This window comes from Phocaeicola fibrisolvens, assembly GCF_025567125.1.
In the GTDB taxonomy this organism is placed as follows: domain Bacteria; phylum Bacteroidota; class Bacteroidia; order Bacteroidales; family Bacteroidaceae; genus Phocaeicola; species Phocaeicola fibrisolvens.
The window spans coordinates 45,202-69,409 of sequence record NZ_JAOQJI010000011.1 but is presented as its reverse complement, the minus strand read 5'-3'; the positions used below and the strand labels follow the sequence as shown (position 1 = coordinate 69,409).

Annotated in this window: 28 protein-coding genes; 7 read left to right on the top strand and 21 right to left on the bottom strand. The window is 50.6% G+C overall.

Translation table 11 applies throughout. The features are described 5' to 3' along the window. Positions 1 to 4: 4 nt before the first annotated feature. The 14 genes from OCV81_RS06855 to OCV81_RS06790 form a co-directional block, all read right to left on the bottom strand. On the bottom strand, positions 5 to 1,024 hold the full coding sequence (locus tag OCV81_RS06855) for an LPD29 domain-containing protein (protein WP_148329399.1): 1,020 nt from the start codon (positions 1,022 to 1,024) through the stop codon (positions 5 to 7). Between the two features lie 10 nt (positions 1,025 to 1,034). Next, the gene (locus tag OCV81_RS06850) at positions 1,035 to 1,244 is read right to left on the bottom strand and encodes a hypothetical protein (RefSeq protein WP_118327894.1); all 210 of its coding nucleotides are present in this window, start codon (positions 1,242 to 1,244) and stop codon (positions 1,035 to 1,037) included. Between the two features lie 11 nt (positions 1,245 to 1,255). Next, positions 1,256 to 1,852, bottom strand: a complete 597-nt coding sequence (locus OCV81_RS06845; RefSeq protein ID WP_072545499.1) for a hypothetical protein — start codon at positions 1,850 to 1,852, stop codon at positions 1,256 to 1,258. Between the two features lie 10 nt (positions 1,853 to 1,862). Further along, on the bottom strand, positions 1,863 to 2,093 hold the full coding sequence (locus tag OCV81_RS06840) for a hypothetical protein (protein ID WP_118327893.1): 231 nt from the start codon (positions 2,091 to 2,093) through the stop codon (positions 1,863 to 1,865). A 13-nt stretch (positions 2,094 to 2,106) separates the two neighbouring features. Beyond that, a complete protein-coding gene (locus OCV81_RS06835) occupies positions 2,107 to 2,688 on the bottom strand; it encodes a hypothetical protein (RefSeq protein WP_120138022.1) in 582 nt (193 codons plus the stop codon). Between the two features lie 39 nt (positions 2,689 to 2,727). After that, positions 2,728 to 3,216, bottom strand: a complete 489-nt coding sequence (locus OCV81_RS06830) for a DUF4313 domain-containing protein (RefSeq protein ID WP_025279125.1) — start codon at positions 3,214 to 3,216, stop codon at positions 2,728 to 2,730. A 31-nt stretch (positions 3,217 to 3,247) separates the two neighbouring features. Then, complete coding sequence (locus OCV81_RS06825; RefSeq protein WP_057254240.1) at positions 3,248 to 4,180, bottom strand: hypothetical protein; 933 nt, start codon at positions 4,178 to 4,180, stop codon at positions 3,248 to 3,250. An 84-nt stretch (positions 4,181 to 4,264) separates the two neighbouring features. Next, positions 4,265 to 4,552: a hypothetical protein gene (locus tag OCV81_RS06820; RefSeq protein WP_022460396.1), complete on the bottom strand. Its 288-nt coding sequence runs from the start codon at positions 4,550 to 4,552 to the stop codon at positions 4,265 to 4,267. Positions 4,553 to 4,564: 12 nt separating this feature from the next. Beyond that, positions 4,565 to 4,879: a hypothetical protein gene (locus OCV81_RS06815; protein WP_005801751.1), complete on the bottom strand. Its 315-nt coding sequence runs from the start codon at positions 4,877 to 4,879 to the stop codon at positions 4,565 to 4,567. Positions 4,880 to 4,891: 12 nt separating this feature from the next. Next, the gene (locus OCV81_RS06810) at positions 4,892 to 5,383 is read right to left on the bottom strand and encodes a hypothetical protein (RefSeq protein ID WP_055300431.1); all 492 of its coding nucleotides are present in this window, start codon (positions 5,381 to 5,383) and stop codon (positions 4,892 to 4,894) included. Between the two features lies 1 nt (position 5,384). Next, positions 5,385 to 5,594, bottom strand: coding sequence for a hypothetical protein (locus OCV81_RS06805; RefSeq protein ID WP_225226238.1), 210 nt, complete (start codon positions 5,592 to 5,594; stop codon positions 5,385 to 5,387). A gap of 11 nt (positions 5,595 to 5,605) precedes the next feature. Further along, positions 5,606 to 8,608, bottom strand: coding sequence for an N-6 DNA methylase (locus OCV81_RS06800; RefSeq protein WP_118686911.1), 3,003 nt, complete (start codon positions 8,606 to 8,608; stop codon positions 5,606 to 5,608). 80 nt (positions 8,609 to 8,688) lie between these two features. Beyond that, the gene (locus OCV81_RS06795) at positions 8,689 to 9,630 is read right to left on the bottom strand and encodes a hypothetical protein (RefSeq protein ID WP_072544855.1); all 942 of its coding nucleotides are present in this window, start codon (positions 9,628 to 9,630) and stop codon (positions 8,689 to 8,691) included. 12 nt (positions 9,631 to 9,642) lie between these two features. Then, positions 9,643 to 10,473, bottom strand: a complete 831-nt coding sequence (locus OCV81_RS06790; RefSeq protein WP_118686912.1) for a DUF4121 family protein — start codon at positions 10,471 to 10,473, stop codon at positions 9,643 to 9,645. A gap of 553 nt (positions 10,474 to 11,026) precedes the next feature. Here OCV81_RS06790 and OCV81_RS06785 point away from each other — a divergent pair. After that, a complete protein-coding gene (locus tag OCV81_RS06785; protein WP_022353870.1) occupies positions 11,027 to 11,914 on the top strand; it encodes a glucosaminidase domain-containing protein in 888 nt (295 codons plus the stop codon). Positions 11,915 to 11,919: 5 nt separating this feature from the next. Here OCV81_RS06785 and rlmH read toward each other — a convergent pair whose 3' ends face one another. Beyond that, positions 11,920 to 12,393: a 23S rRNA (pseudouridine(1915)-N(3))-methyltransferase RlmH gene (gene rlmH, locus OCV81_RS06780; protein WP_022353871.1), complete on the bottom strand. Its 474-nt coding sequence runs from the start codon at positions 12,391 to 12,393 to the stop codon at positions 11,920 to 11,922. A 95-nt stretch (positions 12,394 to 12,488) separates the two neighbouring features. Between rlmH and nadC the strand changes: the two genes are divergently transcribed. Together nadC and OCV81_RS06770 are read left to right on the top strand one after the other, a co-directional pair. Further along, positions 12,489 to 13,343 (top strand): carboxylating nicotinate-nucleotide diphosphorylase, encoded by an 855-nt coding sequence (gene nadC / locus OCV81_RS06775; RefSeq protein WP_022353872.1) that lies wholly within the window; start codon positions 12,489 to 12,491, stop codon positions 13,341 to 13,343. Between the two features lie 64 nt (positions 13,344 to 13,407). Further along, the gene (locus OCV81_RS06770; protein ID WP_148329398.1) at positions 13,408 to 14,022 is read left to right on the top strand and encodes a DUF4923 family protein; all 615 of its coding nucleotides are present in this window, start codon (positions 13,408 to 13,410) and stop codon (positions 14,020 to 14,022) included. A 79-nt stretch (positions 14,023 to 14,101) separates the two neighbouring features. Here the strand turns inward: OCV81_RS06770 and hisB are convergent, their stop codons facing one another. The 6 genes from hisB to OCV81_RS06740 all read right to left on the bottom strand — a co-directional run bounded on the left by hisB (position 14,102) and on the right by OCV81_RS06740 (position 19,496). Continuing rightward, entirely contained in the window at positions 14,102 to 15,226 is a 1,125-nt protein-coding gene (gene hisB / locus OCV81_RS06765; RefSeq protein WP_148329397.1) for a bifunctional histidinol-phosphatase/imidazoleglycerol-phosphate dehydratase HisB, read from the bottom strand. Beyond that, positions 15,223 to 16,272 (bottom strand): histidinol-phosphate transaminase, encoded by a 1,050-nt coding sequence (gene hisC / locus OCV81_RS06760; protein ID WP_148329396.1) that lies wholly within the window; start codon positions 16,270 to 16,272, stop codon positions 15,223 to 15,225. The genes hisB and hisC overlap by 4 nt, the downstream gene beginning before the upstream one ends. Continuing rightward, positions 16,269 to 17,552 carry a histidinol dehydrogenase gene (gene hisD, locus OCV81_RS06755; protein WP_148329395.1) on the bottom strand — a complete coding sequence of 428 codons (1,284 nt, stop codon included), beginning with the start codon at positions 17,550 to 17,552 and terminating at the stop codon, positions 16,269 to 16,271. The genes hisC and hisD overlap by 4 nt, the downstream gene beginning before the upstream one ends. Positions 17,553 to 17,582: 30 nt before the next feature. Next, a complete protein-coding gene (gene hisG, locus OCV81_RS06750; protein ID WP_148329394.1) occupies positions 17,583 to 18,434 on the bottom strand; it encodes an ATP phosphoribosyltransferase in 852 nt (283 codons plus the stop codon). Positions 18,435 to 18,691: 257 nt separating this feature from the next. After that, entirely contained in the window at positions 18,692 to 19,177 is a 486-nt protein-coding gene (locus OCV81_RS06745; protein WP_022353878.1) for a PaaI family thioesterase, read from the bottom strand. A 19-nt stretch (positions 19,178 to 19,196) separates the two neighbouring features. Further along, entirely contained in the window at positions 19,197 to 19,496 is a 300-nt protein-coding gene (locus OCV81_RS06740; protein WP_072542101.1) for a Dabb family protein, read from the bottom strand. Positions 19,497 to 19,566: 70 nt separating this feature from the next. On the opposite strand from OCV81_RS06740, the gene udk reads away from it, so the two are divergent. The 4 genes from udk to OCV81_RS06720 all read left to right on the top strand — a co-directional run bounded on the left by udk (position 19,567) and on the right by OCV81_RS06720 (position 24,208). Next, positions 19,567 to 20,178, top strand: a complete 612-nt coding sequence (gene udk / locus OCV81_RS06735) for a uridine kinase (protein WP_148329393.1) — start codon at positions 19,567 to 19,569, stop codon at positions 20,176 to 20,178. Continuing rightward, on the top strand, positions 20,175 to 21,548 hold the full coding sequence (locus OCV81_RS06730) for an MltF family protein (protein WP_148329392.1): 1,374 nt from the start codon (positions 20,175 to 20,177) through the stop codon (positions 21,546 to 21,548). The genes udk and OCV81_RS06730 overlap by 4 nt, the downstream gene beginning before the upstream one ends. 393 nt (positions 21,549 to 21,941) lie before the next feature. Next, a complete protein-coding gene (locus OCV81_RS06725; protein ID WP_148329391.1) occupies positions 21,942 to 23,078 on the top strand; it encodes a DUF262 domain-containing protein in 1,137 nt (378 codons plus the stop codon). After that, on the top strand, positions 23,075 to 24,208 hold the full coding sequence (locus OCV81_RS06720) for an AAA family ATPase (protein WP_148329390.1): 1,134 nt from the start codon (positions 23,075 to 23,077) through the stop codon (positions 24,206 to 24,208). Before OCV81_RS06725 ends, OCV81_RS06720 begins: the two co-directional genes overlap by 4 nt.

Here is a 24,208-nt window from a genome sequence, read left to right as displayed (position 1 = left end):
TGATTTAAGTTGTTTTAAAATTCCGCCTTGATTGCCATGTGCGGTATGCAGTGGCATATTCCTGCCTTTCCCGTTCCAGATTGCTTTCCGTTTCCGGGGTATATCCGAGCAGGCGTATGTATCCGCCGTTGCAGCCTGTCAGTTCGCAGCGCATTCCGGCTGCCTCCAGTTTCCCGATGCGTTTCTGTGCCGTCTTCGCACTCGAATATTCCTTGGGCCAGAAATAATGTTCGCCCTGTGAGCCGTAAAAGTCCTCTCCGAGTATCATTTCCCCGATATGTCTCCGACTCTCGATGAAGCCGAACCGGGCCTTGCCCAGTGCCTGGCGCACAGCCTTGTGTGCAGGTCCTTCGGGATACCTGAACACTTCAGGAGTGTCTTTTCCCGTAATCTTCGGCAGTTCCATCCGGTACGGCTGTCTGTAGCTGCCGATTCCGAGCGTGAGATAGAAGTTGGTGTGGAAATAGTCGGTCATGGGGTCGCTTTCATCGAAATTGTATGACATCACAAAATCCCTGACGTTTGTCATCACGTCCTTGGCCCGGTCGGTCAGACTGTCCGATGCCTGGATGTTGTAGTGGTTGATGTCTCCCTGTACCTTGCCGGATTCTCTGGTGAAAGCCTCGAAGTCCGCTTTCATCAGCCGGATAAGGATTGAGTTGTATCCGTCCCTGCGGACCGAGAAGGTGTATCTCGGATAGGTCTCCTTGAGCCATGCCCTGACCAGTTCCGTGATTTCCGGCGCGGACTGCCCGTTGTAGTTGCGCCCTTTCCAGCGGTATTCATTGTATACGTATTCGGTGTATTCCTTTGCGGTGGCATCCTGAAAGTCGTGTTCGTAGCCTGTCGGGGTTGTGGAAACGCAAGGCTTGTCTTTCCAGACCTCGAACAGCTTTCCGAATTCGGTATTCACCTGCTGCATGAGGGCAGTGTCACCACCCTTGTCCGGGTGGTGAAGCATTGCCAGACGGCGGTATTCTTTTTTCAGCTCCGCCAGTGAGTGTATGTTCTGAAAATAAGTCATAGTGTAGATATTAAAGTCCCGCAAGACGGTTGATGAAATATATCTGCCAGTCCTGGTCGAGTCCGAGGTTGCTGCACGCGATTTCGAAGTCTTCGCATCTCAGGTCGTTGTCTTCCTGAAGTTCCTGCAGGTTTCTTATCTCGTCGTCCAGGTATTCCTGTGCCTCTTCCTTGCCGCAACTGCATGAGTTGCAGATCAGGTCAATGATGTTCCGTGCCATAGCCGTTGTCTTTAATTGTTTGTCAGGTATATGTTCCTCTTCTCGTCATAGTTTTTGCCGTTCCACCATTCGTCGGCGGCCTCGGCGAATGTCTGTCCGGAATTGGCTGAAGGGAAATCGGATGTCTTGAATCCGGTCAGGTATTCAAGGTTATCGGTGCTGTTGGATTTCCACCATTCCTGCATCTTTTCCAGAAAGGATTGTTTGGAGCAGGTCTCCACATTATCCTCACACCGGGAACACCAGATGTCATCGTCCACGTCACTGTGGTATTCATTCGTGTTTACATCCACCCATGCCTGGATTTCAATCTCCGTTGAACCGCAATCATTGCACACCTTGATTTCGGAATCGTCCGGGTGTTTGCGTCTGGCTTTGCCGTCATACAGGCTGACGGCCCGTTCCACCAGCTTTTCCCTGTAACGGTCCGTCAGTTCCGCATAGAACCGTTCAGCGGCTCCGAATATTCCCTTGTCCGTCATCAGAGACCATTTTTCCCAAAAGTGTGGGTGCATTTCCTTGAATACTGTCCTGCACTCTTCCTCGCACCAGGCATTCCACATATAGTAGAAGAAGCTGGAGACTGCATTTTCCGCTTGATATTTCATAATGTTGTTTTTATTTAATGTTATACATCCTTGCGAAATAGCTGTTCACTTCAGGGATCCTTTTCTTGTAATAGGGCTGGTTGTCCCTGCACCAGTCCGCCAGTTCCTGTTTGTTCCTGAAAGGTTCCCTCCAGCTTTGCCCGCTCATGATCATTTCCACCTGCGGGGCCAATTCCCTGATGAACGCTCCGACAGTCCATCCTTCCCAGACGTATCTGTCCATATTGATTTTTGTTGCCATATTGTCTTTCGTTTCAAGAGTTTCCTTTTGTATTTTCAAGTTGAAGCCTTACTGCTTCGTACATTTGATTAAGCCAATCAATGTTGCTGGCTCCAAGGTCGTAGGGAGTGTAGCAGGCCACTTCGTCCCCGCTTTCCTTCTCCAATGCGATTACTGTCATACTATCCTCCGTAACTTTAAGCTTCGTTACCCGGCATTCATATGGATCGCCGTTTTTCCCGAACCAGATGACCCATACCGGATCGTCATTGCTGTCACAGAATGAGATTTCTTTCAGTCCGTGCGTATCAAGCAGCTCCCTGATGGCTCCGATTATGTCCTTACGCAGTTCTTCAATCCTGTCGTTGAAACACATGGACGTGTATCTGACCTTGCCTTTGTCAACCCGTTCCCTGAAAGAAAGGATCTGCATGTCGGGGTGAGAGCCGAATCTCCAGTCTGTCACCTCGTCATCATCGCGGGTAGTGTGGATGTTTCCGCCCAATACCAGACCGCAGTCTTCCGTTACAATTCTTTCCGCCTCGTCGCGGTCTTCCGCCACGACCTTGTAGGTACCCTCGAAGGTGTACCTTACTCTTACATCGTACTTTGCCATAATTCCTATGATTTGGTTAATGATTTCTATTGTTGATTCTTATTCTTGGTTCTCGAACGATTCCGGTGACAACCGGTACAGTTCAGCCAGGTTCAGTTTGGCCATCGGGTATTCTACCCATCCGCTTTTGCGTCTGTATCCCGTATCTTCGGCAAGGCTGTTCCTTATGAGGAATTCCATCGCTTCCGGATTGTTGTTTATGTCAATGAATGCCTGGTCGGGAATCCCGAATGCCGGAGAGTCTTCCAGATTGACGGTAAGTACCGTGTATAGTTCCCCGTTGTCCGGTGATTCCAGACTCAGAACCGGCCATCCGTTCGGGTAGAAGCCGGTGACAAGCCTGAATTCCTTTCCATGGTACCGGAATGTCCTTTCAGACCGGTTTTTCCCGGATTCCTGAATTTTGAAGTCGTCTTCTCCTTCAGTGAATGTCCTCACCGGGCAGGACACATCGTAATGGCAGCCGTCTTCGTGTCCGCACAGGTATTCTTTTCCCTTGAATAGGATGATTGCATATTTCTTTTCCATGATTTGATATCTTTAATTGACCATACTTGATTTATGAAGCGACAAGACCTATCTTTTCTCCGAAGAAGGAATCGCATACCCCGTACACATGCTTGATGGAGCATTCATATTTTGAGTTCTCGCTGTCAAGACGGAAGCGGAATCCGTGATAGTCCCTGACTTCCAGTTTCAGTCTGACATCTTTCAGGAGTTCCATTTCCAGGAGGCTTCCACCGCCGTACATGGAGCTGAAGATGCCGCAGCAGTTGCCTTTGGGAATAATGACTTCCCCAAGCGAGAATCCGGCATCATAAAGTTCCTGCAGGCTTACCTTGCCGATATAGGTCAGCAGGTTGGCACCGCAGCAGGAGTTGATAAGTTCATGGTAGAACTGTTCATAGGATACCTGTTCCTTGCCGTCCCTGTATTTTTTGTCGGGGAACCGGCCATATACCGTGTAGCCTTTCTCCACCAGCATTTTCTTCACTTTGGCTGGATTGAGGTTCAGCGCGTCTATCATATCCCCGAAATAGGATTCCTTGTACCGGTATCCTTCCTGCGATTCCAGCCAGTTGGAATTGATGCAGTCGTAGTTTGACAGCATCTCGACACGCACGGGGATGTCATCCGTGTTTTTGAGAAGTTCTTTCAGCGTGTCAGAGTCGTTTCTGTCATAGATTTCTTCCCTGATTTCGTCTTCGTGTTCTTGAAAGAACTTGTCCACTTCCTCTTCCCCGAAATCATGGAAACGGATACATTCATCCTTCAGCTTTGAGACGATTTCACGGACAGCTTCCCATTCGGCGTCACCGTACCATTCGTCCACTTTCTCCCACAGACTTTCACAGCTCCTTTCTTCCAGACACTTCTGGATGGTGTCACGGCAGTTGTCGAGATTGTCGTTGTAGTCCACCCATACCAGCGTGTAGGACTTGTCCATGAGCGATTTCACGAGTTCCATTGTCAGTCTTTCCTGTTCTTCCATTTCTGTTACCTGTGTACGGCAGGATTCTGTTTCCCGTACATGTCGTTTATAAATGAGAAGAGCGACCTTTCGGCCGCTCCCTTGTCATTCGTACTCTTCCTTGAGCCTTTCATATTTCTCTGTTTCCATTTCCGTCTCGCCGTCGAAGTGGAAATGTGCCATATGACCGTATCCGGTTTTAGGCTCACCGCCGCATTTGTGCAGTGCGGTGTCTATTTCCCAGTCGGTATCACCGATGCCGAGGGATATGTATGTCCCTCTGAGCATACACCCGGCCAGCCTCAGTGCGGCATCCTTCCTTTTTTCCCGGCGGAGCCTGTCAAATGCCGCGAGCGCGATTTCCCGGTTGGGTATTTTTATCGTAGTTTCCATATCGTTTCATTTTCAGTTTGCCGTTTCCTTGTCTTTCCCGCTGTCTTTTGCTGCCAGGACACCGAAAGGCAGATCGAGTATCCTGTGGTTAAAACATAGCGTTGAATTGTAGTCCGTGCGTTGCCAGAGGGTAAAATGGTCTCCGGCGAACGACCATCTGAAATAGCCTGACAGTGAGCCGAACTGCGGATTGACATTCCTGCTTATGAGGAAGCGGTTCACATCCACGATGTGTCCCGCCGTCAGTAGTATGTTCAGTATTTCCACGAATGCCAGCTGCGAGTATGGGTCGATAGGCATTACAGGTCCTTTGAAGTTGATTTCCATATCTTTTGTCTTTTAGTCATAATTGTCATCAAATATTTCGTAACGGAATGGAAGCATGTCGCAGTAGTAGCTTGATACGCCCGTGTATATCAGGGCATCTTCTCCCGTGTCCGCGTCTTCTTCCGTTTCCGTGACGGTATCCCCGTACAGGTCATGGTAGTGTGATACCATCATGTGCGGGTCATCCGTGGTGATGTCATATCCGTAACTTCTGCTCCAGCTTATGAAAAACTCCGTTTCTTCCTCTTCGAGCCTTTCAAGGGCATCCCTGATCTCGAAGAAGTTGGGACAGAGCCATTCACGGCTGATCAGTGTGTCCGGAATGTTTTCCCATTTCGGATACCGGTATTCCGGTTCCTTTTCCCCGGGAAACAGGTCGGAACAGGCACTCAGGAACTCGCCCATGTCGCTGTAGTCGGACAGGTGCAGCCAGTAGTCCCTGTAATCCTTTATGTCAATGAGATGCTGTGTGGTCACGGCAATCTCTGCATTGTTCAGATCCATATTACTTGTCTTTTATGTATGTGGATGCCGGGGATTCCATTCCACCGACCTCGACAAGGTGCCGTGTCCCGGCTGTGCAGGGTTTTTCGGGAAAATACCGCAGCTCCGCGAGGATGATTTTCCTGAAAACCGCCTGCGGCCTGACCTTGCTCAGCCGATGGGGACGCGGCTTACCTTTGTCGGTGGGAATGGAACTCCCGGTCTTCTTCATACGGTTCATATTTATTCTGTTATGCGCTGGCTTCCCCAGCTGATGTGTATTTTGCCTTCACTGTCCTGCGTGCGGATGAGCAGGCTGTCGATGACAGACATTGTGATGTCGAACTCCTCGAAGATTTCTGACTGTTCTTTGACCTCACCGGTCTTGATGAATTCGTTCAGACGCTCCTTGGTCAGTACCAGTGCCATCAGGTTCTGTTCGACCGAATCTTCGTAGGTGACGTAGTGGACATCCTTCATTTCTTTGGAATCGAGACGGATGAAACGGAAGTAGAACTGTTCCATACGGGGGATGTTCCACTGCAGGGATTCCAGTATCACGTCGTTGCAGGTAGGTATGTTCACGGAGCTGCTCAGGCTCTGCTGTGTGCATATCAGGATGCCGTTGATGGTGGAGTCGAATTCGGTCACGATGCTCTGCCGTTTCTTGAAGGCTACATCTCCCTTGACCACAAATACAGGTCTGTCGGGAAAATGTTCCCGGATATAGCTCTCGTAGAGGTCGAAGGCCGCCAATGTGGTACATCCGATGGCAACCTTACCCGGTATTGTCCTTATGAGCCTTTCAATATAGCGGGTCTTGGAAGGATAACTGTCACCGTAGTATCCCTCTATCAGGTGAGGTACCGAACAGGCTTTGATAAGCAGCTTGATCTGCCTCATGAGTCTCAGTCCTGCATCCTTTTTCGTGTCTCCCGTGCTGTTGTAGTACAGCTCACAGATGCGGCAGAATTCCTCGATGATGACACGGTATACCTCGTGTTCTCCTTCCGAGGGACGGACGGTATGTGTCCGTATCCGGTATTTCTCTCCTGCGAAGTCCCTGAATTTACGGGTGATGACCGTTTTGCCGATAAGTTCGGAGAGTTCGTCCTTGTTGTACACGTCCTGGTTCTGTTTCTCGATGCCGAATACAGTGGCTTTCCCCGGACAGTGGCAGGCACGGAAAAGGACATGCCCCCTGAAGGCGGGGAACGGTGTTCCGTAATCCGGGTTGTTCTCTTCCTCTATCTCGTGGTCCCTGTTTTCGTGGTAGACCTGCGGGCTCCAGCATATCATATTTACGGAGTTGTTGTAGAGTAGTTCGAACTGGCTGTACAGTTCCGCGATGTTGTTGCGGGTGGTTGTTCCCGTGTCGAGGATCTTGTACCTGAGCCTCCTGAATATGCACAGGATGTTTCTTGTACGCTGCGATGTGGGATTGGTGATTTCGTCCGACTCGTCGAAGACAAGGCACAGCTTGCCGGAAGTGCGTTTCACGAAACGCATCAGTCCTCTTTTCAGTTTCCGGAGCATGGAGGTGGAGACGACAAGGAATGTCCCTTCCGGTATGTTGTTGAGGTCGCCGGCGGTCTGTATTGTACGGAAGCGTTCCTTGTTTATGGTAAGGAACGGTATCCAGGTCATGTTGGTGGCGATGGCCGGGGCAAGTATGATGACGTTCTTTGCCTTTCTGAACTTGAGCAGGTATTTCGCCCTGTGATAGACGGCGGCGGTCTTGCCTGAACCCTGCTGCCAGTTCAGCAGGGCGTAGCGTTTCTGCAACACGAGGTTCAGGTCGTGTTTCTGCAAGTCCGTGAATTCGCAGACTTCACCGTCCTTGTTGATGAATGTGGTGCGGTCCAGGTATTCCTTCAGGCCGGCATCTTCCCGCATTTCCGCAAACTGGAGATTCTGGGTCTCGTATTGCCTCTGTTTGCGCCGTATCAGTTTACTGGCGGCACGGATCTGCCGCATGTTCTTTTCTGTGACGTTTTCCGGCATCGGGAGTTCGGCCCTTCCGAGTATGAGGTCGTTGATGCCTGCGGCCTTGTGCGTGACCTTGTCAAGCAGACGCGGGGCATATTGCTTCAGCTTGAAGCCGTAGGATGTCTTCACCAATGCCACTTCCTTGCGCGGCACCACGTTCTGCGAGGTGATGTACCTGCGGATGATGCCGAGAACCTTGCCGGTGGTCAGCTTCTTGCGTTCCCATTCCTTTATCTGTTCCCGGGTGGCATTTTCCGGCGGTTTCTGGTTGCGGAATTTGGACACCAGCGCCTCCGCCTTTTCGACATGCCTGTTCAGCACGGCATGGGCTTTCAGCTCGTACATGTATTTGGCGAGCCTGTACTCGAACTGTTCCAGCTCTTCTTTGTCTATATGGTTGCACTCCCGCATCAGCTGGAGGCGCAGCCGGTGTTTCATTTTCCGCACTTCGGCTATGCGTTTCTTCAGCTCATCCATGCTGACAAACTCTTCCGCGTTGTAGGGCTGCATTTCAATATGGAGGGAACGGCGGAGGAATACCATGATTTTTGTTGCGAAATTCTGCACGCCCACCGTAGAGAAGGCTGAATGTTCCAGCCTGGTCTGGCCGATGAAGGAGAAATTCGAGTTGATTTTCGCCACGCGTGTCTTTTCCCAGAACTCGTTCTGCATGAAGGAGAGAGGGACGATGACCATCAGGATTCCGGCAGGGTTGAGCACGTCATAGGCCTTGTCCATGTAGAATTCCTGCGACAGCCTGTAATCAAATTTCAGGTTGAAGGGCGGATTTCCGACAATGATGTCGAAACGCTGTTCGGGATTGTACAGCTGTATGTCGCATTTCTCGATATGAGCTTCCGGGTAGAGGTATCTGGCAACGGCCACCGCCTTGCCGTCAATGTCGAATCCGTAGGCATTGTGCAGGTTGGGCAGATGGTTGAAGAAGTTGCCCATGCCGCAGCACATGTCAAGTACCATTTCCGCCGATGTCGGAGAAAGGGTCTCCACCATGCTCCGGCATATGTCGTGCGGGGTGAAGAACTGTCCCATCTCGAATTCCTTCTTGGCCTCGGCGTATTCATGGTAGCTGGTGAAATCCGACTGCCTGAGGTTGTGCAGTCCTCCGATTCCCGTGTAGCAGTTGTAGATGCTTTCCTTCGGAACGAGGTCCTTGCCGGAGTCTATGGCGAAAAGGATTTTCTCGTTGATCTCGGCACGCCTGTCCTGGGGAATCTGTTGGGGTATGATGGCATACATGTCTTTTCTTTTTTAATGGTTGGAAACGAAGACACCCCGCAAGGATGTCTTACGGGGTGTCTGAATAAGTATTTCATGAATCACTCTTCTCTGAGTGTGATTTCATCCAGCCGCAGCCTTCTGTAGCAGTTCTCTGCGGCCTGGCTGTCCTTGAAGCGTACGTCGATGCGTCCGTTCTTGTAGAACTTGATCTGTTCTGCGTTGCTCAGGGTGAGGTTGTACCATTCGGTTATATCCACATCGCGTCTGTCAAGGCCGATGACCATACCGCTTGAACCGTTTATCACGTCATCTGCCCCGTATGCGATACCTTCGCAGAAAATGTCCACTTTCCTTCCGCAGTCATACGAGAACTCATATTCCCGGTGGTATTCCAGATGGATGCTGTCCCAGGACACGATGTCAGGGAAAGTTATCTTGTCCTTTTTCAGTTCGGGCTTCACCTTGCTCCAGCGGGAAGGCTGTACCGTTTTCAGGAAACGGGCCAGCAGTTCTTCCTCTGCGGTCTCACGGAAACTTTTTCCGCCGAGGTGTTCAATGACCATGTCCACGTAAGTCTGGTAGACCGGACGGAATCCCATGCGCATGGCCTTCTCGTCGATTACAGGAATGGGTACGTCTACATTGTAGGTCCTGTTGAAATAGGAAATGATGCGATTCGCGAAATTCGCGTTGGCATTGCAGTTGTTGTCCGCAAGCTCGTTGATGAGGTCAAACGGTTTGAATTCGTTGTGGGTATAGTCATCCTCCCCGCTGTTGTTGAAATAGAAATTCCGTATGGAGACCTTACCGTTATCCTCATACTTGAAGCTCTTGATTTCCCGGTACCGTTCCGCTTCTTCCTTGAAGATGGCATACCAACGGTCGATACGGTCAAGCGTCTTGTAGAGCTGGTCCTGCTGGAGCTGGCAATACTGCCTGTCCTGTTCTGTAATCTTGTCCTCGTTCCTTACTTGCACGTTCAGGATACCTGTGAGCAGGTCAGTGTGGCTGCCTGCTGTTCTTGTTGCTGTTGTCTGCATAACTGTATTGTTTTAGAGATTGTCAATTTCGGGTTTGATACGGTAACAGTAGGTGATGTGGCTGTCCATGTCCTTGACCAGCTTGACCTGTTCGGGATAAAAGTTGAGACGCCGTTCCACGGCCTGGACATCTATTTTGTCCCACTCGTGCTGCGGCAGGAACCGGTTCTCATGACGGAAACACCAGAGAACGATATGGTTTTCCTGGTTGCCCTTGAACACGGTCCCTTCATAGTCCTTCAGGAACTGTAGGAAGTCCTCTTCGGTCCTGAAAGCCTTGTCGAAGCCTTGGTACAGGTTACGTGCGTCCGGACCCGTGTTTTTTGTCAGATAATACTGTCTCCATGTCTCAGTGGTGAAATCGCCGTAGAGAGGGTCAGGTTCGGAATAGGACCATAACGGCACTTTTGCCGTGAATGCGACGGCACCGTTGGCGCACGCACCGCAGTTGCCCCAGTCTTGGAATATCCCTTCCGTCCATCTGACGAACTTCAACTGGAGGGGGTCAATATGGTGGAAGGATCCTCCGCTGACACTTAAACCGATACCGTCATACTCTTCCCATATGAAAGGGATATAGGGGATTTCACAGATGGAAATCAGTCCGTCCGTATTTTTGCGTTTCTCGATGAGGGCGTTGCCGTAATATTTCCCGTATCTGTCCACATAGATGAGTCTGTCACCGACCTGTGGAATCTTTTCAGAGCGTGTCCTTTCTATCAGTTCCACATAACCGTTGGCCATATCCACGTCCTGCTGTGTCAGCCGGTGTTCATGATCGTACAGAATGTTCAGTGGTTTGAGTGTTTCCACCGTGTACTTGTTCTTTGTTGCCTGTAACATAACATTTGATTTTTTGTTAGTCCGGCTTCTGGGGCCGGAGTTCCCATAACTACAGGCTTAAAAAGGTCGTGTTCCGTACATGCAAGGCTTCGGGAAAAAATACCGCAAGCCCTCCGGGGCGAGGATGATTTTTTCCACGAACCCGAAGGGCTTGGCCTTGCTTGTACGGGAAGAACACGAATTACCTTTGCCTGTGGTTATGGGGACTCGGCTACGGTATGCTTGTTTTTCCCGATATGTTTTTATTCCGTAAGATTGCAGCCGTTTATATGGCCTTTTCAGAAAGAAATGTTATCTTTGCAGGTGAGATAAAGAGTTATTTGAAAGCATGAGAAATATGGCGGTTCGGAACAGTCCGGCTTTTTCTTATCCATTGCCCGTTCTCGTGCGAGTTTTATCCAATCTGTTGATAGTCAAATAAAACCTGCCTGATTACAACAAATATAGCGAAAAAATCGCTTTTCTCTCTGCTTTTCTGTATTTTTAAGCATTTGCCGGTAAGCTTCTCTGCTGAATCGCTTATCTTTGTGCGAAAACTGAAAAGAGGATTTGCATGAAATCATTAAGATATATTTTCGTGTTCTGTCTGGCGGGGATGGTGCTTTCTTTGGGGGCCCAGCGGCGGAACAAAGCGTATGAGGATTACATCCGGCAGTATCGGAAGACTGCGGTGGAGGAGATGAAGCGGTATCACATTCCGGCCAGTATCACGCTGGCTCAAGGATTGCTGGAGTCGGGTGCCGGGCGGAGCGAACTGGCCCGCAAGTCGAACAATCATTTTGGTATCAAGTGCGGACGGAGCTGGGACGGGCGGACGGTGCGTGCCGACGACGATGCGCCGAACGAGTGTTTCCGGGCTTACCGCCATGCCAAGGATTCTTACCGCGACCATTCTAAGTTCTTGCGGACCGGGGCACGCTATTCTTCGCTTTTCCGTTTGAAGATTACAGACTATAAAGGATGGGCCCGTGGTTTGAAAAAAGCCGGTTATGCCACCGATCCGCGCTATGCCGACCGGCTGATCAACATCATCGAACTGTACGATCTGGACCGTTACGACAGTAAAAAAGGATTGAAATGGGTGGAGGAGTTTCCTAACCCGCACCAGCCATATCTGGCCAACGACATGGTCTACGTCATTGCCCGTCGGGGGGATACGTTCAAGTCGCTCTCGGATGAACTGGGCATCAGCAAGAAGAAACTCCGCACTTACAACGAGCTCCCGAAAGACTATATTTTTGCGGGAGGTGAAGTGGTATACCTGGAGAAGAAACGCCGTCGGGCTACGAAGGAATACATCGTTTACGTGGTACGTCAGGGCGATTCCATGTACTCCATTTCGCAGAAATTCGGTATACGTTTGAAAAATTTGTATAAATTGAATAAGATGGAACCGGACTCACCGGCTCCGAAGGTGGGCGACATTCTGCGGTTGCGCTAACCGGCTTATTCGTGGTGGTAAGGGCCGTTGTTCAGAATGGTCATGGCCCGGTAAAGCTGTTCCACGAAAATCAGTCGTATCATTTGGTGTGAAAACGTCATTTTGGAAAGGGAAATCTTTTCCTGGGCAGCCTGATAGACCGCAGGGGAGAATCCGTAGGGCCCGCCGATGATAAACACCAGCCGCTTGTTCACCGTATGCATTTTCCGCTCTATCCAGTTGGCAAACTCGATGGAGCGGAATTCTTTTCCGTGCTCGTCGAGGAGTACCACCACATCGCCCGGCTGAAGGGCTTTCAGGATGGCTTCGCCTTCTTTTTCTTTCTGCTGGTCCATGCTGAGGCTCTTGGTGTTCTTGAGTTCGGGAATCACTTCCATGTCGAACGAGATGTAGTGCTTGGTACGTTCCACGTAGTCGTTGATGGCTGTGATATAATGCTTTTCGACCGTCCGGCCGACCACAAGTAGGGTAAATTTCATATCTTTTTTACTTTGATTAAAACGGGTTGTCTTTGCAAAGATATGAATAATAATTACCTTTGCTTCCAGAAATATCACTTAATATTTTGAACAAAATGGACGAAAAAATTGTAAAGGATTTGATTGACCGTCTGATTGACCTCTCTTTTGCAGAGGATATAGGCGACGGGGACCATACTACATTGTCGTGTATCCCGGCGGATGCCATGGGAAAGTCGAAACTGCTGATTAAGGAAGAAGGAATCCTGGCCGGCATTGAAGTGGCCAAGGAAGTGTTCCATCGTTTCGACCCCGACATGAAGGTAACCGTATTCATGCAGGATGGTACGCACGTGAAACCGGGAGATGTGCCGATGGTGGTGGAAGGCAAGGTGCAGTCTTTGCTGCAGACCGAACGCCTGATGCTGAACATCATGCAGCGCATGAGCGGTATCGCGACCATGACGCACAAGTATGTGGAACGCCTGAAGGGGACAAAGACCCGTGTACTCGATACGCGTAAGACGACTCCGGGCATGCGTATCCTGGAGAAGATGGCGGTGAAAATCGGTGGAGGTGTGAACCATCGTATCGGTCTGTTCGACATGATTCTGCTGAAAGACAACCATGTGGATTTCGCCGGAGGCATCGACAAGGCCATCACGCGGGCCAAGGAATACTGCAAGGAAAAAGGCAAGGACCTGAAGATTGAAATCGAGGTACGTAACTTCGACGAGCTGCAGCAGGTGCTCGACCTGGGTGGAGTAGACCGTATCATGCTCGACAATTTCACACCGGAGAATACCCGCAAGGCCGTGGAAATGGTGGGCGGACGTGTGGAACTGGAATCTTCCGGTGGCATCACGTTTGACACGCTGCGCGACTATGCGGAATGCGGAGTGGACTACATTTCTGTAGGTGCACTGACTCATTCTGTGAAAGGTCTCGACATGAGCTTCAAGGCTTGTTGAGACGGACAGAAGAGGAAGCTTGCCGCTTGTGAAAACTAACAATCAACTAAAATAGAGAAGAGTGATGAAAAAAAGTGTTTTATGGAGAAGCGTGCTGGTGCTGGCATTGTGTTTTGCCGGAACAGCCAATGGAATGGCACAAGACTTGAAGTCGATTCTTTCAGGGGTGGTAAGTGCAGTAACCAATAAGGTCACGGGTGAAAGTAGTTCGTTGACCGGAACCTGGGCTTATTCCGGACCCGACTGCAAGTTTGAAAGCGACAACCTGCTGGCCAAGGCCGGAGGGGAAGTGGCTGCCAAGAAAGTGGAAGAAAAGATGAGCGGCGTATTGGAAAAACTGGGTTTCAAGGAAGGAGCAACTTATACTTTCAATGAAGACAGTACCTATACTTCCGTGATAGGTGGAAAGACAGTAAGCGGAACTTACAGCTACAATGCCGATACCAAGCAGTTGACAATGAAAACGCGTCTGGGACTGAAGGTGAACGCCACGGTATCCAAAGGACTGACGGGCAATACGATGAGTTTGCTCTTCAAGGCCGACAAGCTGATGTCGCTGGCGCAGACCATTACCGGTGCAGTGGCAAGCAAGTCGTCGAATGCAGCTGTCAGTACAGCTACCTCGTTGCTGAACCAGTATGACGGACTGCAATTGGGAGTGGAGCTGAAGAAACAGTAACGCTTGTTTCGTAAATTATAAGAAAGAAGCATGGATACGGAGAGAATTTCTCTCGGAATCCATGCTTCTTTTTTTGTTTTCAGATGCATCCCTTGCTGGAGGGAATCTCAAAATGATGGATGTCGCGCCGCACAGCCATCTTGATGCTGCGGGCAAGGGCCTTGAAAATCCCCTCAATCTTGTGGTGTTCGTTGGTGCCTTCTGCCTTGATGTGGAGGTTCATGCGGGCCGAGTCGCTCAGCGACTTGAAGAAATGGAGGAACATCTCGGTGGGCATGTCGCCGATTTTTTCGCGGGTGAAGGTGGCGTCCCACACCAGCCAGGGGCGTCCGCCGAAGTCGAGTGCCACCATGCACAGACAGTCGTCCATGGGCAGGCAGTAGCCGTAGCGTTCGATGCCCCGCTTGCTTCCGAGGGCCTGATACAAACATTCTCCCAGGGCGATGGCCGTGTCTTCGATGGTGTGGTGCTCGTCTACGTGCAAGTCACCGTCCACGTGGATGTCGAGGTCGATGCCGCCATGCTTGCCAATCTGCTCCAGCATGTGGTCGAAGAACCCCAGTCCCGTGTCAATGTGGCAGGTGCCGTTGCCGTCCAGGTTGAGGCGGATGCGGATGTCGGTTTCCTTGGTCTTCCGGCACACTTCCGCCGTCCGTTCGCCAGCAAAAAGGAACTCCGCCACGCGGTCCCAGTCGGTAGTGGCCAGCACGCAGGTATCCTCCAGTCCGCTGCCGGCCAGTATACTTTTATCCGGTTGCAGCAGGATAGCCTTGCAGCCCAGGTTCTGTGCCAGTTGCACATCCGTCGCCCGGTCGCCGATGACAAAACTGCCCGGCAGGTCATAGTCCGGATTGTGCAGGTAAGCCGTCAGCATGCCCGTGCGGGGCTTGCGGGTAGGCGCATTGTCTTCCGGGAAACTTCGGTCAATCAGAATATTGTCGAACTCGATGCCCTCGTTCTTGAACGACTGGAGCATCAGGTTGTGTACGGGCCAGAAAGTCTCTTCCGGGAAAGAAGGCGTGCCCAGTCCGTCCTGATTGGTCACCATGACCAGCTCAAAATCCAGCTTCTGCCGGATGAAATACAGGTTGCGGAACACCTTGGGATAAAACTCCAGTTTCTCGAAGGCATCCAACTGATAATCTACGGGCGGTTCGATGACGAGGGTTCCGTCGCGGTCGATGAACAAGACTTTCTTTTTCATGCTTCCTCCTCCTTGTAGTTTTTCAGGGCCTCCAGCAGCGCATCGTTCTCCGGATGCGTACCGATGGTGATGCGCAGGCAGTTGTGGCACAAGGCCACGTTGCTCCGGTTGCGGACGATGATGCCTCTGTCTACCAGGTAGTCGTAGATTTTCTTGGCGTTGCTCACCCGGGTGAGGAAGAAATTCGCGTCGGTGGGGTAGATGTGCTCGCAGCACGGCAGTTTCTTAAATTCGGTCATCAGCCGCGTACGTTCTTTCAGCAACGAACCTACCCATTGCTGCACCTGATAGTGCTTTTCAGTCATCCGGATGGCTTCCTGCTGTGTCAGCCGGTTCACATTGTAAGGATATTTGATTTTGTTCAGCAGGTCGATGATTTCCTTGGAAGCGAACGCCATGCCCAGACGGATGGCCGCACAGCCCCAGGCCTTCGAGAAGGTCTGCAGGATAATCAGGTTCGGGAACTCGTCGAGCTGTGACAGGAACGACGGCTGGTCGGAGAAATCCGCATACGCCTCGTCCACGATGACCAGTCCTTCGAACTGCCGGAGCAGGGTCAGAATCTCTTCCCGGCACAGGTTGTTGCCCGTCGGGTTGTTGGGCGAGCAGAGGAAAATCAGTTTGGTGTGCTCGTTGGCAGCCGCCAGCAGGTCGGCAGCCTTGAACTGGAAATTCGCGTCGAGCTGCACCTTGCGGTACTCCACGTCGTTGACATCGGCACAGACCTGATACATGCCGTAGGTCGGCTCGATGGCCACCACGTTGTCGATGCCCGGACGGCAGAACGCCCGGAAAGGAAGGTCGATGGCTTCATCGCTGCCGTTGCCCAGGAAGATATGCTCGGGCGATACCTTCTTGATACGCCCGATCAGCCCTTTCAATTCCCGTTGCAGCGGGTCCGGGTACCGGTTGTTGGGCGTGTTGTAAGGATTCTCGTTGGCATCCAGAAACACCGATGCCTCTTTCCCGCTATATTCGTCGCGTGCCGAAGAATAAGGCTTCAAGGCCCAGATGTTCGGCCGCGTAAGTTCTTTCAATGGTTTCATGATTCTTTCTTTAAACGTACGGAGATTGCATTTTTGTGGCCGTCCAGCTGCTCGTTGGCCGCCATCACCTCAATGGCCGGGCCAATCATGGCGATGCCTTCGGGCGTGATTTCCTGGAACGTGATTTTGCGGATGAAGCTGTCCAGACTCACTCCGCTGTACGCTTTGGCATAGCCGTTGGTCGGCAGCGTGTGGTTGGTGCCCGAAGCATAGTCGCCCGCACTTTCCGGCGAATAATATCCCAGGAATACCGAGCCCGCATTGACAATCCGTTCGCTGACTTCCAGGTAGTCCTTGGTTTCGATAATCAGGTGTTCCGGCGCATACTCGTTGACCATGGCCACCGCCTCGTCCATGTCCTTCACCAGAATCAGTTTGCTGGCCGCCAGGGAGCGGCTGGCGATTTCCTTGCGCGGCAGCACGTCCAACTGGCGCTCCACCTCCTGCATGGTCGCTTTCAGCAAGGTTTCGCTTGTAGTAATCAGGAGGGCCTGACTGTCTACGCCGTGTTCCGCCTGGGAAAGCAGGTCGGCTGCCACGAAGACCGGGTTGGCGGTTTCGTCGGCCAGTACCGCTACTTCCGACGGACCTGCCGGCATGTCGATGGCCACGTCGCGCAGGGAAACCTGCTGCTTGGCCGCCGTGACATACTGGTTGCCCGGACCAAATATCTTATATACTTTCGGGATGCTCTCCGTGCCATAGGCCATGGCCCCGATAGCCTGTACGCCCCCCGCCTTGAAGATACGGTTGATGCCTGCCAGTTTGGCCGCATACAGGATGGCCGGATGAATCTTTCCTGCCTTGTCGGGCGGGGTACAGAGAATGATTTCCTTGCAGCCCGCAATCTGTGCCGGAGTAGCCAGCATCAGCACTGTCGAGAAGAGAGGAGCCGTTCCGCCGGGAATGTACAGTCCCACCTTTTCGATGGGCACCGCCTTCTGCCAGCAAGTGACGCCCGGCAGGGTGGTAATCTTCTTCCCTTGGAACACCTGTGCCGCGTGGAAGGTGTGGATGTTCTTGTAGGCCAGTGTGATGGCCGCCTTCAGTTCGATGCTGACCTTCTTTTCCGCTTCGGTGATTTCCGCCTCGCTCACCTGCAGGGAATCCAGCCGCACCTTGTCGAATTTCTCTTCATACTCCCGCACGGCCTTGTCGCCTTCAAACTTGATGCGGTTCAATATTTCGAGTACCGTCTCCCGCAGCGATTCCGTCTGGAGAGTAGGCCGTTTTAGCAAGTCGGCCCATGTACTTTTCTCAGGATAAGTAATGATGTTCATAGTAGCATTTGGTGTGAAATGATTCAACGGTTAAAGTATCATTTTCTCGATGGGGAGTACCAGGATACCCTGTGCCCCGATGGCCTTCAGCTTGCCGATGATTTCCCAGAAACGTTTCTGGTCGATGACGGTGTGGATGCTGCTCCATCCTTCCGTGGCCAGCGGCATGATAGTGGGACTCTTGATGCCCGGCAGTACCTCCACGATGTCCTTCACCTTGTCGGTAGGCACGTTCATCAGCACGTATTTCTTGTCTTCGGCTGTCTTCACGGCATCGATGCGGAACAACAGCTCCTGAAGGATTTCCTTCTTTTCTGCCGACAGGTTCTTGTTGCCGATGAGCAAAGCCTCACTCTTCATCACCACTTCCACCTCTTTCAGGTTGTTGCTGATGAGGGTAGAGCCCGAGCTGACGATATCGAAGATGGCATCCGCCAGTCCGATGGCCGGAGATATCTCCACCGAGCCCGTGATGACATGGATATCCGCCTCAATCTGCTGCTCGTTCAGGAAGTTCTTCAGAATGTGCGGGTAGGAAGTGGCAATCTTCTTGTGGTTGAACCACTGCAGCCCGTCGTATTCGCTCTCCTTATGGATGGCCAGCGAGAGACGGCATTTGCTGAATCCCAGTCGGTGAACGATTTCAGCTTCTTCGGCACGTTCCACGAACTCGTTTTCCCCCACGATGCCCAGGTCGGCCACGCCGTTGGCCACACACTGCGGAATGTCGTCGTCGCGCAGGAAGAGCACCTCCACGGGGAAGTTGGTAGATTGTGTCAGCAAGGTACGTTTGGAAGTAGACAGCTTGATGTCGGCTTCTGTGAACAGGGCCATTGTGTCTTCAAACAAACGCCCTTTGGATTGTACGGCAATTCTTAACATGTTGTTTTTCGGTTAAAGTGTCCAAATAAAAAAAGGCTTACCGGGATGATTCCTAACGGCAAGCCTTTTTTGTTATCTTATCTCTTTTCTGTAACTACACGCCTTCTCAGCCTACCGTGTGAACCGTTAGGAAATGATGATGGCGATGATGTACAGTATTTAAAATCATATTTTCTTTCTTTTGTTGCGACAAAATTATAAGATAAGATTTGAAAAAGCAAATATTTATCAGGAAAAAGTCAGTTTTGCTGTCAGTTTTATAAATTCTCCACCTCTTTTTCCGTATAGCAGCCCTTGAAGCACATTTCCTTTTCCGCTTTTTCCTTCGAGAAGAGGTAATAGGTGCATACGGCCTTGGTGCAGAGCTGGTCGTGCTCGTCGAAGATGCCCGCTTCGATGAATGCGAAGTGCCGTTTCACTTCTTTCAGCCGCGCTCGGAGCGTGAGATGCGAGTCGGTGGTATGCACCGGCTTCAGGTAGTGCGTTTCCATGCGGGAAGTCACCCCCGAAGTCTGCATCTTGCGGGCGATGACCCAGGCACAGATTTCGTCGAGCATCGTGGCCTGTATGCCCCCGTGCAGGGTGTTCACCCAGCCTTGGAAGCGGGCCTCCGGTTTCCACAGGCACACAATCTCTTCTCCGTCCTCGTAAAACTCCATTTTCAGTCCGTCCTCGTTGTGGGGAGCACATCCGAAACAGTAATAGCCTTCTATTCCTTTCCAGGGATTGATAATCTTTTCCATGTGCGTCGAGGTTGGAAGGTTAGAGGGTATAGTCCACGCAGGCCCGATTTTCCTTGGCCTCTTTCAGGATACCCGCCGCAGCCACGTGGGCCGGATGGATGGAATAGGCTTTTACGTCGTCGAGGGTGTCGAAACTGCTGTCCAGGCAGATGTCCCATGTCTCTGCCGGGTTCTCGTTCAGTCCCACATGGATGTCGCGGATAAAAGGAATGGTGGCCGGAAGGGCCTCGATAGCCGCCTTGAAACGGTGCATGATGTCGGCTTTTTCAGCCGCAGAAAGACTTTCTTTCAGTTTGAATAGAACAATGTGTTTGACCATGTTTGTTTGTTTTTATGATTTTCGTATTTTTGTGTATTGCAAATATAGAAATTAATTATTGAAACAAGTTATGATTATCATTGGAATTGCAGGAGGAACAGGCTCCGGGAAAACAACTGTGGTGCGACGGATTGTAGAAAGTCTGCCGGAAAACGAAGTGGCAGTGCTTCCGCTCGACTCATATTACAAGGACAGCAGCCATGTGCCCGTGGAAGAACGGCAGAACATCAACTTCGACCATCCTTCTGCCTTCGACTGGGATTTGCTTTCGAAGCACGTGGAGATGCTGCGCCGGGGCGAGGCCATCGAACAGCCCGTGTATTCCTACCTGACCTGTACCCGCCAGAAGGAGACCATTCATGTAGAGCCGCGCAAGGTGGTCATCATCGAAGGGATTCTGGCCCTGAGCGACCGTCGTCTCTGCAAGCAGATGGACCTGCGCATCTTTGTGGATGCCGACCCCGACGAACGTCTGATACGTGTCATCCAGCGGGATGTGATTGAACGCGGACGTACGGCGGAGGCCGTGATGGACCGTTACGTGCGGGTGCTGAAACCCATGCACCTGGAGTTCATCGAGCCGGCCAAGCGGATTGCCGACCTGATTGTCCCGCAGGGAGGACACAATGAAAAAGCCATTGAGATTCTGAAAATGTACATCGAAAAAATCGTCGACCGATGAAAACCTGGATCGGATGTCTGGTAGGGGCGATGGCGCTGCTGCTCTTTTCCTGTCAGCCGGAAAAGAAGACGGAGGAGGTGGCGGTCGACTTGCCGCAGATACTGGAGAAGAAAGAACTGGTGGTGCTCACGGTCAACAGTTCCGTGTCGTACTTCAACTACCGCGGCGAACCCATGGGATTCCAGTACGAACTGGCCCAGCAGTTTGCCAAGTCGCTCGGCCTGACCCTGAAGGTAAAGGTGGTGAAAGACGAAGAAGGGCTGGTGGACAGTCTGCTCAGTGGGGCAGGCGACCTGGTGGCCTATAACCTCATCATGACCAACGCCCTGAAAGACAGTCTGATTTATTGCGGGGAGGAAGACATCACTCGCCAGGTCATCGTGCAGCGGCGCGGAAAGGAAGCCCTGAAAGACGTGACGGAGCTGGTGGGGAAGAAGGTCTATGTCAACTCCGGAAAATACCGTACCCGGCTGGAGAACCTGAACCGGGAGCTGGGAGGCGGCATCGACATCTGTGAGGTCTCCTCCGACAGTGTTTCGTCGGAAGACCTGATTACGTGGGTGGCGGAGGGCCGTATCGACTATACGGTGGCCACCGACGAAATCGCCAAAATCAACCGAACCTATTATCCGGTGCTGGACATCAAGCTGGCTATCAGCTTCGACCAGCGTTCATCGTGGGCTGTGCGTAAGACCTCGCCCCAGCTGGCCGCCGCAGCCGACAAGTGGCACCGGGAGAACATCAATTCACCGGAGTTCCGGGCCAGTGCCCGCCGTTATTTCGAACTGGCCAAGCGTCCGTCGCACGGGTCCATTCTTTCCGTGAAAGACGGCAAGATTTCCCACTACGATGCACTGTTCCGCCGCTATGCCAAGGAAATCGGGTGGGACTGGCGTCTGCTGGCCTCCCTGGCCTATACGGAATCGAACTTCAATCCAAACGTGGTGTCGTGGGCCGGAGCCAAGGGACTGATGCAGCTCATGCCTGCTACCTCCCGTTTGATGGGAGTACCGCCTGGCAAGGAGCAGGACCCGGAAGAGAGCATCAAGGCCGCCGTGAAATACATCGCCAACATGCAGCGCACGTTCAGTAAGGTAACCGACAAGGAAGAGCAGGCGAAGTTCATCCTGGCCGCCTACAACTGCGGGATAGGCCATGTGACCGATGCCATGGCCCTGGCCGAGAAATACGGCCGCAACCGTTACCTGTGGGAGCACCACGTGGCCCATTACATGCTGCTCAAGAGCAACAAGGAATATTATCAGGACCCCGTCTGCAAGAACGGCTATCTCCGCGGCAGCGATACGTATGAGTTCGTGCGGGAGATTCTGGCGCGGGCGGAGCTTTACAAACGGAAAATCAAGAAATAGAAGACAAGTAAGGAACTTGTTCGGAAAGTGCCTGGAGGTTTTTACGGAAACTTCAGGCACTTTTTTATGTTTCCCTTCCCGGAACCGTACGTTTCCCGTGGCGGAGCCGTATGTTTTCCGCGTGAAAACCGTATGTTTCTCTGCCGGAAAACGTAGAAAATTCTTTGAGGATGGGGTATCTTCGGCGGGAGGTTTGGGAAAAGCGGAAGTTGGCTTTTTGTGACAATCGTAAAAAGTTAATTTATTATTTCCCTTGATGTGATTAAATCCATATCTTTGTATATAATTCGGATTAATGGCCTTTGTGGCTAGAGTTTGAAACACAGTTGAAGGAACAGGGACGGTTGAGTAAACTGAGATTGAAGAATTTGGCTAAAATAGAATGAGTTTCTTATGAGTATGGAAGACCTTAAAATACAAAATGAACTGGGAGTAGAAGAAGAAGATCTTAACGGAGGGAAGTCAATGGAAGTGATAACCAAACCTTTTAATCCCAATGAGATTGATGTGGATATATCGACTGTGAATTTAGGCTCGCTGATAGAACAACTGGAAAACGATGAGATAGATTTGCAGCCTGATTTTCAGCGTGCGGCTGACGTATGGGATAACGTGAAAAAGAGCAGGCTGATAGAGTCAATTCTGCTGGGACTTCCTTTGCCCTCATTCTATTTTAGTGAAGACCCTGTAAGTCAAAAACTTTCCATTATAGACGGGTTACAACGAATCTGTGCGATAAGGGATTTTGTTTTGAAGGAAGATGAACCTTTGAAACTGGAGGGACTACAGTTCTTGAAAAATTTTGAAGGCTTGACTTTTTCACAACTGGCACGGCCTGAAGTGAAGCGCATCAAATCGCTCAAAATCACCATGAACACCTTGCGTAAAGGTACTCCGTTGGATGTGAAATACATAATATTCCAACGTGTGAATACCGCGGGAGAACCTTTAACTCCCCAGGAAATGCGTCACGCTTTGAATCAGGGACCTGCGGCAATATTTATAAAGGAGCTGGCCAATATGGAGTCTTTTAAAAAGGCTACCAATTATTCCGTGAAAAGCAAGCGGATGCAAGATCGGGATTTTGTCAACCGGTTTGTGGCGTTCTTTATCGGTTATCAGGATTACATGGGCGACTTGGATATGTTTCTGAATGATAAGATGGGAGAATTAAATAAAATGACTCCTGCACAAAGAAATGACATACGGGTCTCTTTTGACAAGGCGATGGAGTGCTGTTATGAGATATTCAAAAAAGATACATTCCGTAAGCGATATAAGATTACCGACAAAAGAAAGCCTATATCCAAGTCGGTATATGATACGCTGAGTGTAAATATCGCTTGGTTGAGCGACGAAGAACAGCATTTGCTGTTGAAAAATGCAGAAGACTTCAAGGCCGGAATGATTCGTTTATTTAATGATGAAAAATTCAATTTCTCTATATCGACCGGTACAGGACAGAAATACAATGTGGAACAACGGTTTACGATGGTGAAATCACTGATAAAAGAAATAATAAGCTTATGATAACCCATTTGAGCATAAATAATTTAAAGCTTCATGACCATACGGATCTGGATTTGAACGGACTGACAATCCTTACAGGAATGAATGGCATGGGAAAGTCAACAGTTATACAGTCGTTGATTCTGTTGCGTCAGTCTTTTATGATGAACGACTTGGATGCTGGTTTGAATCTGAAAGGCGATTTGTGCGATGCCGGGATATCGGGAGAACTGGCTTGTCAGGCTTCAAGAGAACATACCTTAAATATTGACATGAAATTTGCGGAGCAAGCTGATTTGAATTTTTCGTTTGAGTATCCCGACAACATCATGGACACGATGTTGCCTGGAGCAGAGGATAATGAAACTTCAAAAGCCGTATTGTCAAAATATTCATTGTTCAATGAGAAATTCCAATACCTGAGTGCTTTCCGGTTCGGACCTCAAAAGAGTTATAACCGTGATACTTCTTTGGTGGTAACCAAGAAACAGATATCCAAAAGCATGGGGCAGTGCGAATATGCAGTGCATTTTCTGGAGCAGTATAAGAACCTCAATATTCCCATAGAAGAACTGGCTATCATAGACAAAGAAGATATTACGCCCGATTATCGGCTTGCTGTGCAAGTGGAACGTTGGTTGCGTCTGGTTTCACCCAATATCAAGATTAATATTGAGCCGGCTGGAGAAGATTTCAAATTGAAATATAAATTCAATCGTGAGGGGAATACCATTACGGAGGATATTACAGCCCTGAACACGGGGTTTGGAATTACGTATGTATTACCCATATTGATAGCCGTGTTAAGTGCGGATAAGGATGCCATTATACTGATTGAGAACCCGGAGGCACACTTGCATCCCAAAGGACAGGCCGTGTTGATGGAATTGATATCGAAAGCAGTGGCTCACGGCGTGCAAATCATCATAGAATCACATAGCGACCACATCATAAACGGCAGTCTGGTAGCTGTAAACAAGAAGTGGATTACTCCAGATAGGCTTTCCATATACTATTTTGAGCGAGAAGAACACGGACATACGGCTTTGTCGCACCGGTTGCAGATTTCGGAGACTGGGCGTATTATCCGTCCTCCAAAGGGATTCTTTGACCAGATAGATATTGACCTGCAAACGTTAACCGGATTTTGA

What these genes read in the sequence shown, in the direction of transcription:
- OCV81_RS06855 (WP_148329399.1), bottom strand. Translation starts at nt 1,024, where the DNA reads ATGACTTATTTTCAGAACATACACTCACTGGCGGAGCTGAAAAAAGAA.
- OCV81_RS06850 (WP_118327894.1), bottom strand. Translation starts at nt 1,244, where the DNA reads ATGGCACGGAACATCATTGACCTGATCTGCAACTCATGCAGTTGCGGC.
- OCV81_RS06845 (WP_072545499.1), bottom strand. Translation starts at nt 1,852, where the DNA reads ATGAAATATCAAGCGGAAAATGCAGTCTCCAGCTTCTTCTACTATATG.
- OCV81_RS06840 (WP_118327893.1), bottom strand. Translation starts at nt 2,093, where the DNA reads ATGGCAACAAAAATCAATATGGACAGATACGTCTGGGAAGGATGGACT.
- OCV81_RS06835 (WP_120138022.1), bottom strand. Translation starts at nt 2,688, where the DNA reads ATGGCAAAGTACGATGTAAGAGTAAGGTACACCTTCGAGGGTACCTAC.
- OCV81_RS06830 (WP_025279125.1), bottom strand. Translation starts at nt 3,216, where the DNA reads ATGGAAAAGAAATATGCAATCATCCTATTCAAGGGAAAAGAATACCTG.
- OCV81_RS06825 (WP_057254240.1), bottom strand. Translation starts at nt 4,180, where the DNA reads ATGGAAGAACAGGAAAGACTGACAATGGAACTCGTGAAATCGCTCATG.
- OCV81_RS06820 (WP_022460396.1), bottom strand. Translation starts at nt 4,552, where the DNA reads ATGGAAACTACGATAAAAATACCCAACCGGGAAATCGCGCTCGCGGCA.
- OCV81_RS06815 (WP_005801751.1), bottom strand. Translation starts at nt 4,879, where the DNA reads ATGGAAATCAACTTCAAAGGACCTGTAATGCCTATCGACCCATACTCG.
- OCV81_RS06810 (WP_055300431.1), bottom strand. Translation starts at nt 5,383, where the DNA reads ATGGATCTGAACAATGCAGAGATTGCCGTGACCACACAGCATCTCATT.
- OCV81_RS06805 (WP_225226238.1), bottom strand. Translation starts at nt 5,594, where the DNA reads ATGAAGAAGACCGGGAGTTCCATTCCCACCGACAAAGGTAAGCCGCGT.
- OCV81_RS06800 (WP_118686911.1), bottom strand. Translation starts at nt 8,608, where the DNA reads ATGTATGCCATCATACCCCAACAGATTCCCCAGGACAGGCGTGCCGAG.
- OCV81_RS06795 (WP_072544855.1), bottom strand. Translation starts at nt 9,630, where the DNA reads ATGCAGACAACAGCAACAAGAACAGCAGGCAGCCACACTGACCTGCTC.
- OCV81_RS06790 (WP_118686912.1), bottom strand. Translation starts at nt 10,473, where the DNA reads ATGTTACAGGCAACAAAGAACAAGTACACGGTGGAAACACTCAAACCA.
- OCV81_RS06785 (WP_022353870.1), top strand. Translation starts at nt 11,027, where the DNA reads ATGAAATCATTAAGATATATTTTCGTGTTCTGTCTGGCGGGGATGGTG.
- rlmH (WP_022353871.1), bottom strand. Translation starts at nt 12,393, where the DNA reads ATGAAATTTACCCTACTTGTGGTCGGCCGGACGGTCGAAAAGCATTAT.
- nadC (WP_022353872.1), top strand. Translation starts at nt 12,489, where the DNA reads ATGGACGAAAAAATTGTAAAGGATTTGATTGACCGTCTGATTGACCTC.
- OCV81_RS06770 (WP_148329398.1), top strand. Translation starts at nt 13,408, where the DNA reads ATGAAAAAAAGTGTTTTATGGAGAAGCGTGCTGGTGCTGGCATTGTGT.
- hisB (WP_148329397.1), bottom strand. Translation starts at nt 15,226, where the DNA reads ATGAAAAAGAAAGTCTTGTTCATCGACCGCGACGGAACCCTCGTCATC.
- hisC (WP_148329396.1), bottom strand. Translation starts at nt 16,272, where the DNA reads ATGAAACCATTGAAAGAACTTACGCGGCCGAACATCTGGGCCTTGAAG.
- hisD (WP_148329395.1), bottom strand. Translation starts at nt 17,552, where the DNA reads ATGAACATCATTACTTATCCTGAGAAAAGTACATGGGCCGACTTGCTA.
- hisG (WP_148329394.1), bottom strand. Translation starts at nt 18,434, where the DNA reads ATGTTAAGAATTGCCGTACAATCCAAAGGGCGTTTGTTTGAAGACACA.
- OCV81_RS06745 (WP_022353878.1), bottom strand. Translation starts at nt 19,177, where the DNA reads ATGGAAAAGATTATCAATCCCTGGAAAGGAATAGAAGGCTATTACTGT.
- OCV81_RS06740 (WP_072542101.1), bottom strand. Translation starts at nt 19,496, where the DNA reads ATGGTCAAACACATTGTTCTATTCAAACTGAAAGAAAGTCTTTCTGCG.
- udk (WP_148329393.1), top strand. Translation starts at nt 19,567, where the DNA reads ATGATTATCATTGGAATTGCAGGAGGAACAGGCTCCGGGAAAACAACT.
- OCV81_RS06730 (WP_148329392.1), top strand. Translation starts at nt 20,175, where the DNA reads ATGAAAACCTGGATCGGATGTCTGGTAGGGGCGATGGCGCTGCTGCTC.
- OCV81_RS06725 (WP_148329391.1), top strand. Translation starts at nt 21,942, where the DNA reads ATGAGTATGGAAGACCTTAAAATACAAAATGAACTGGGAGTAGAAGAA.
- OCV81_RS06720 (WP_148329390.1), top strand. Translation starts at nt 23,075, where the DNA reads ATGATAACCCATTTGAGCATAAATAATTTAAAGCTTCATGACCATACG.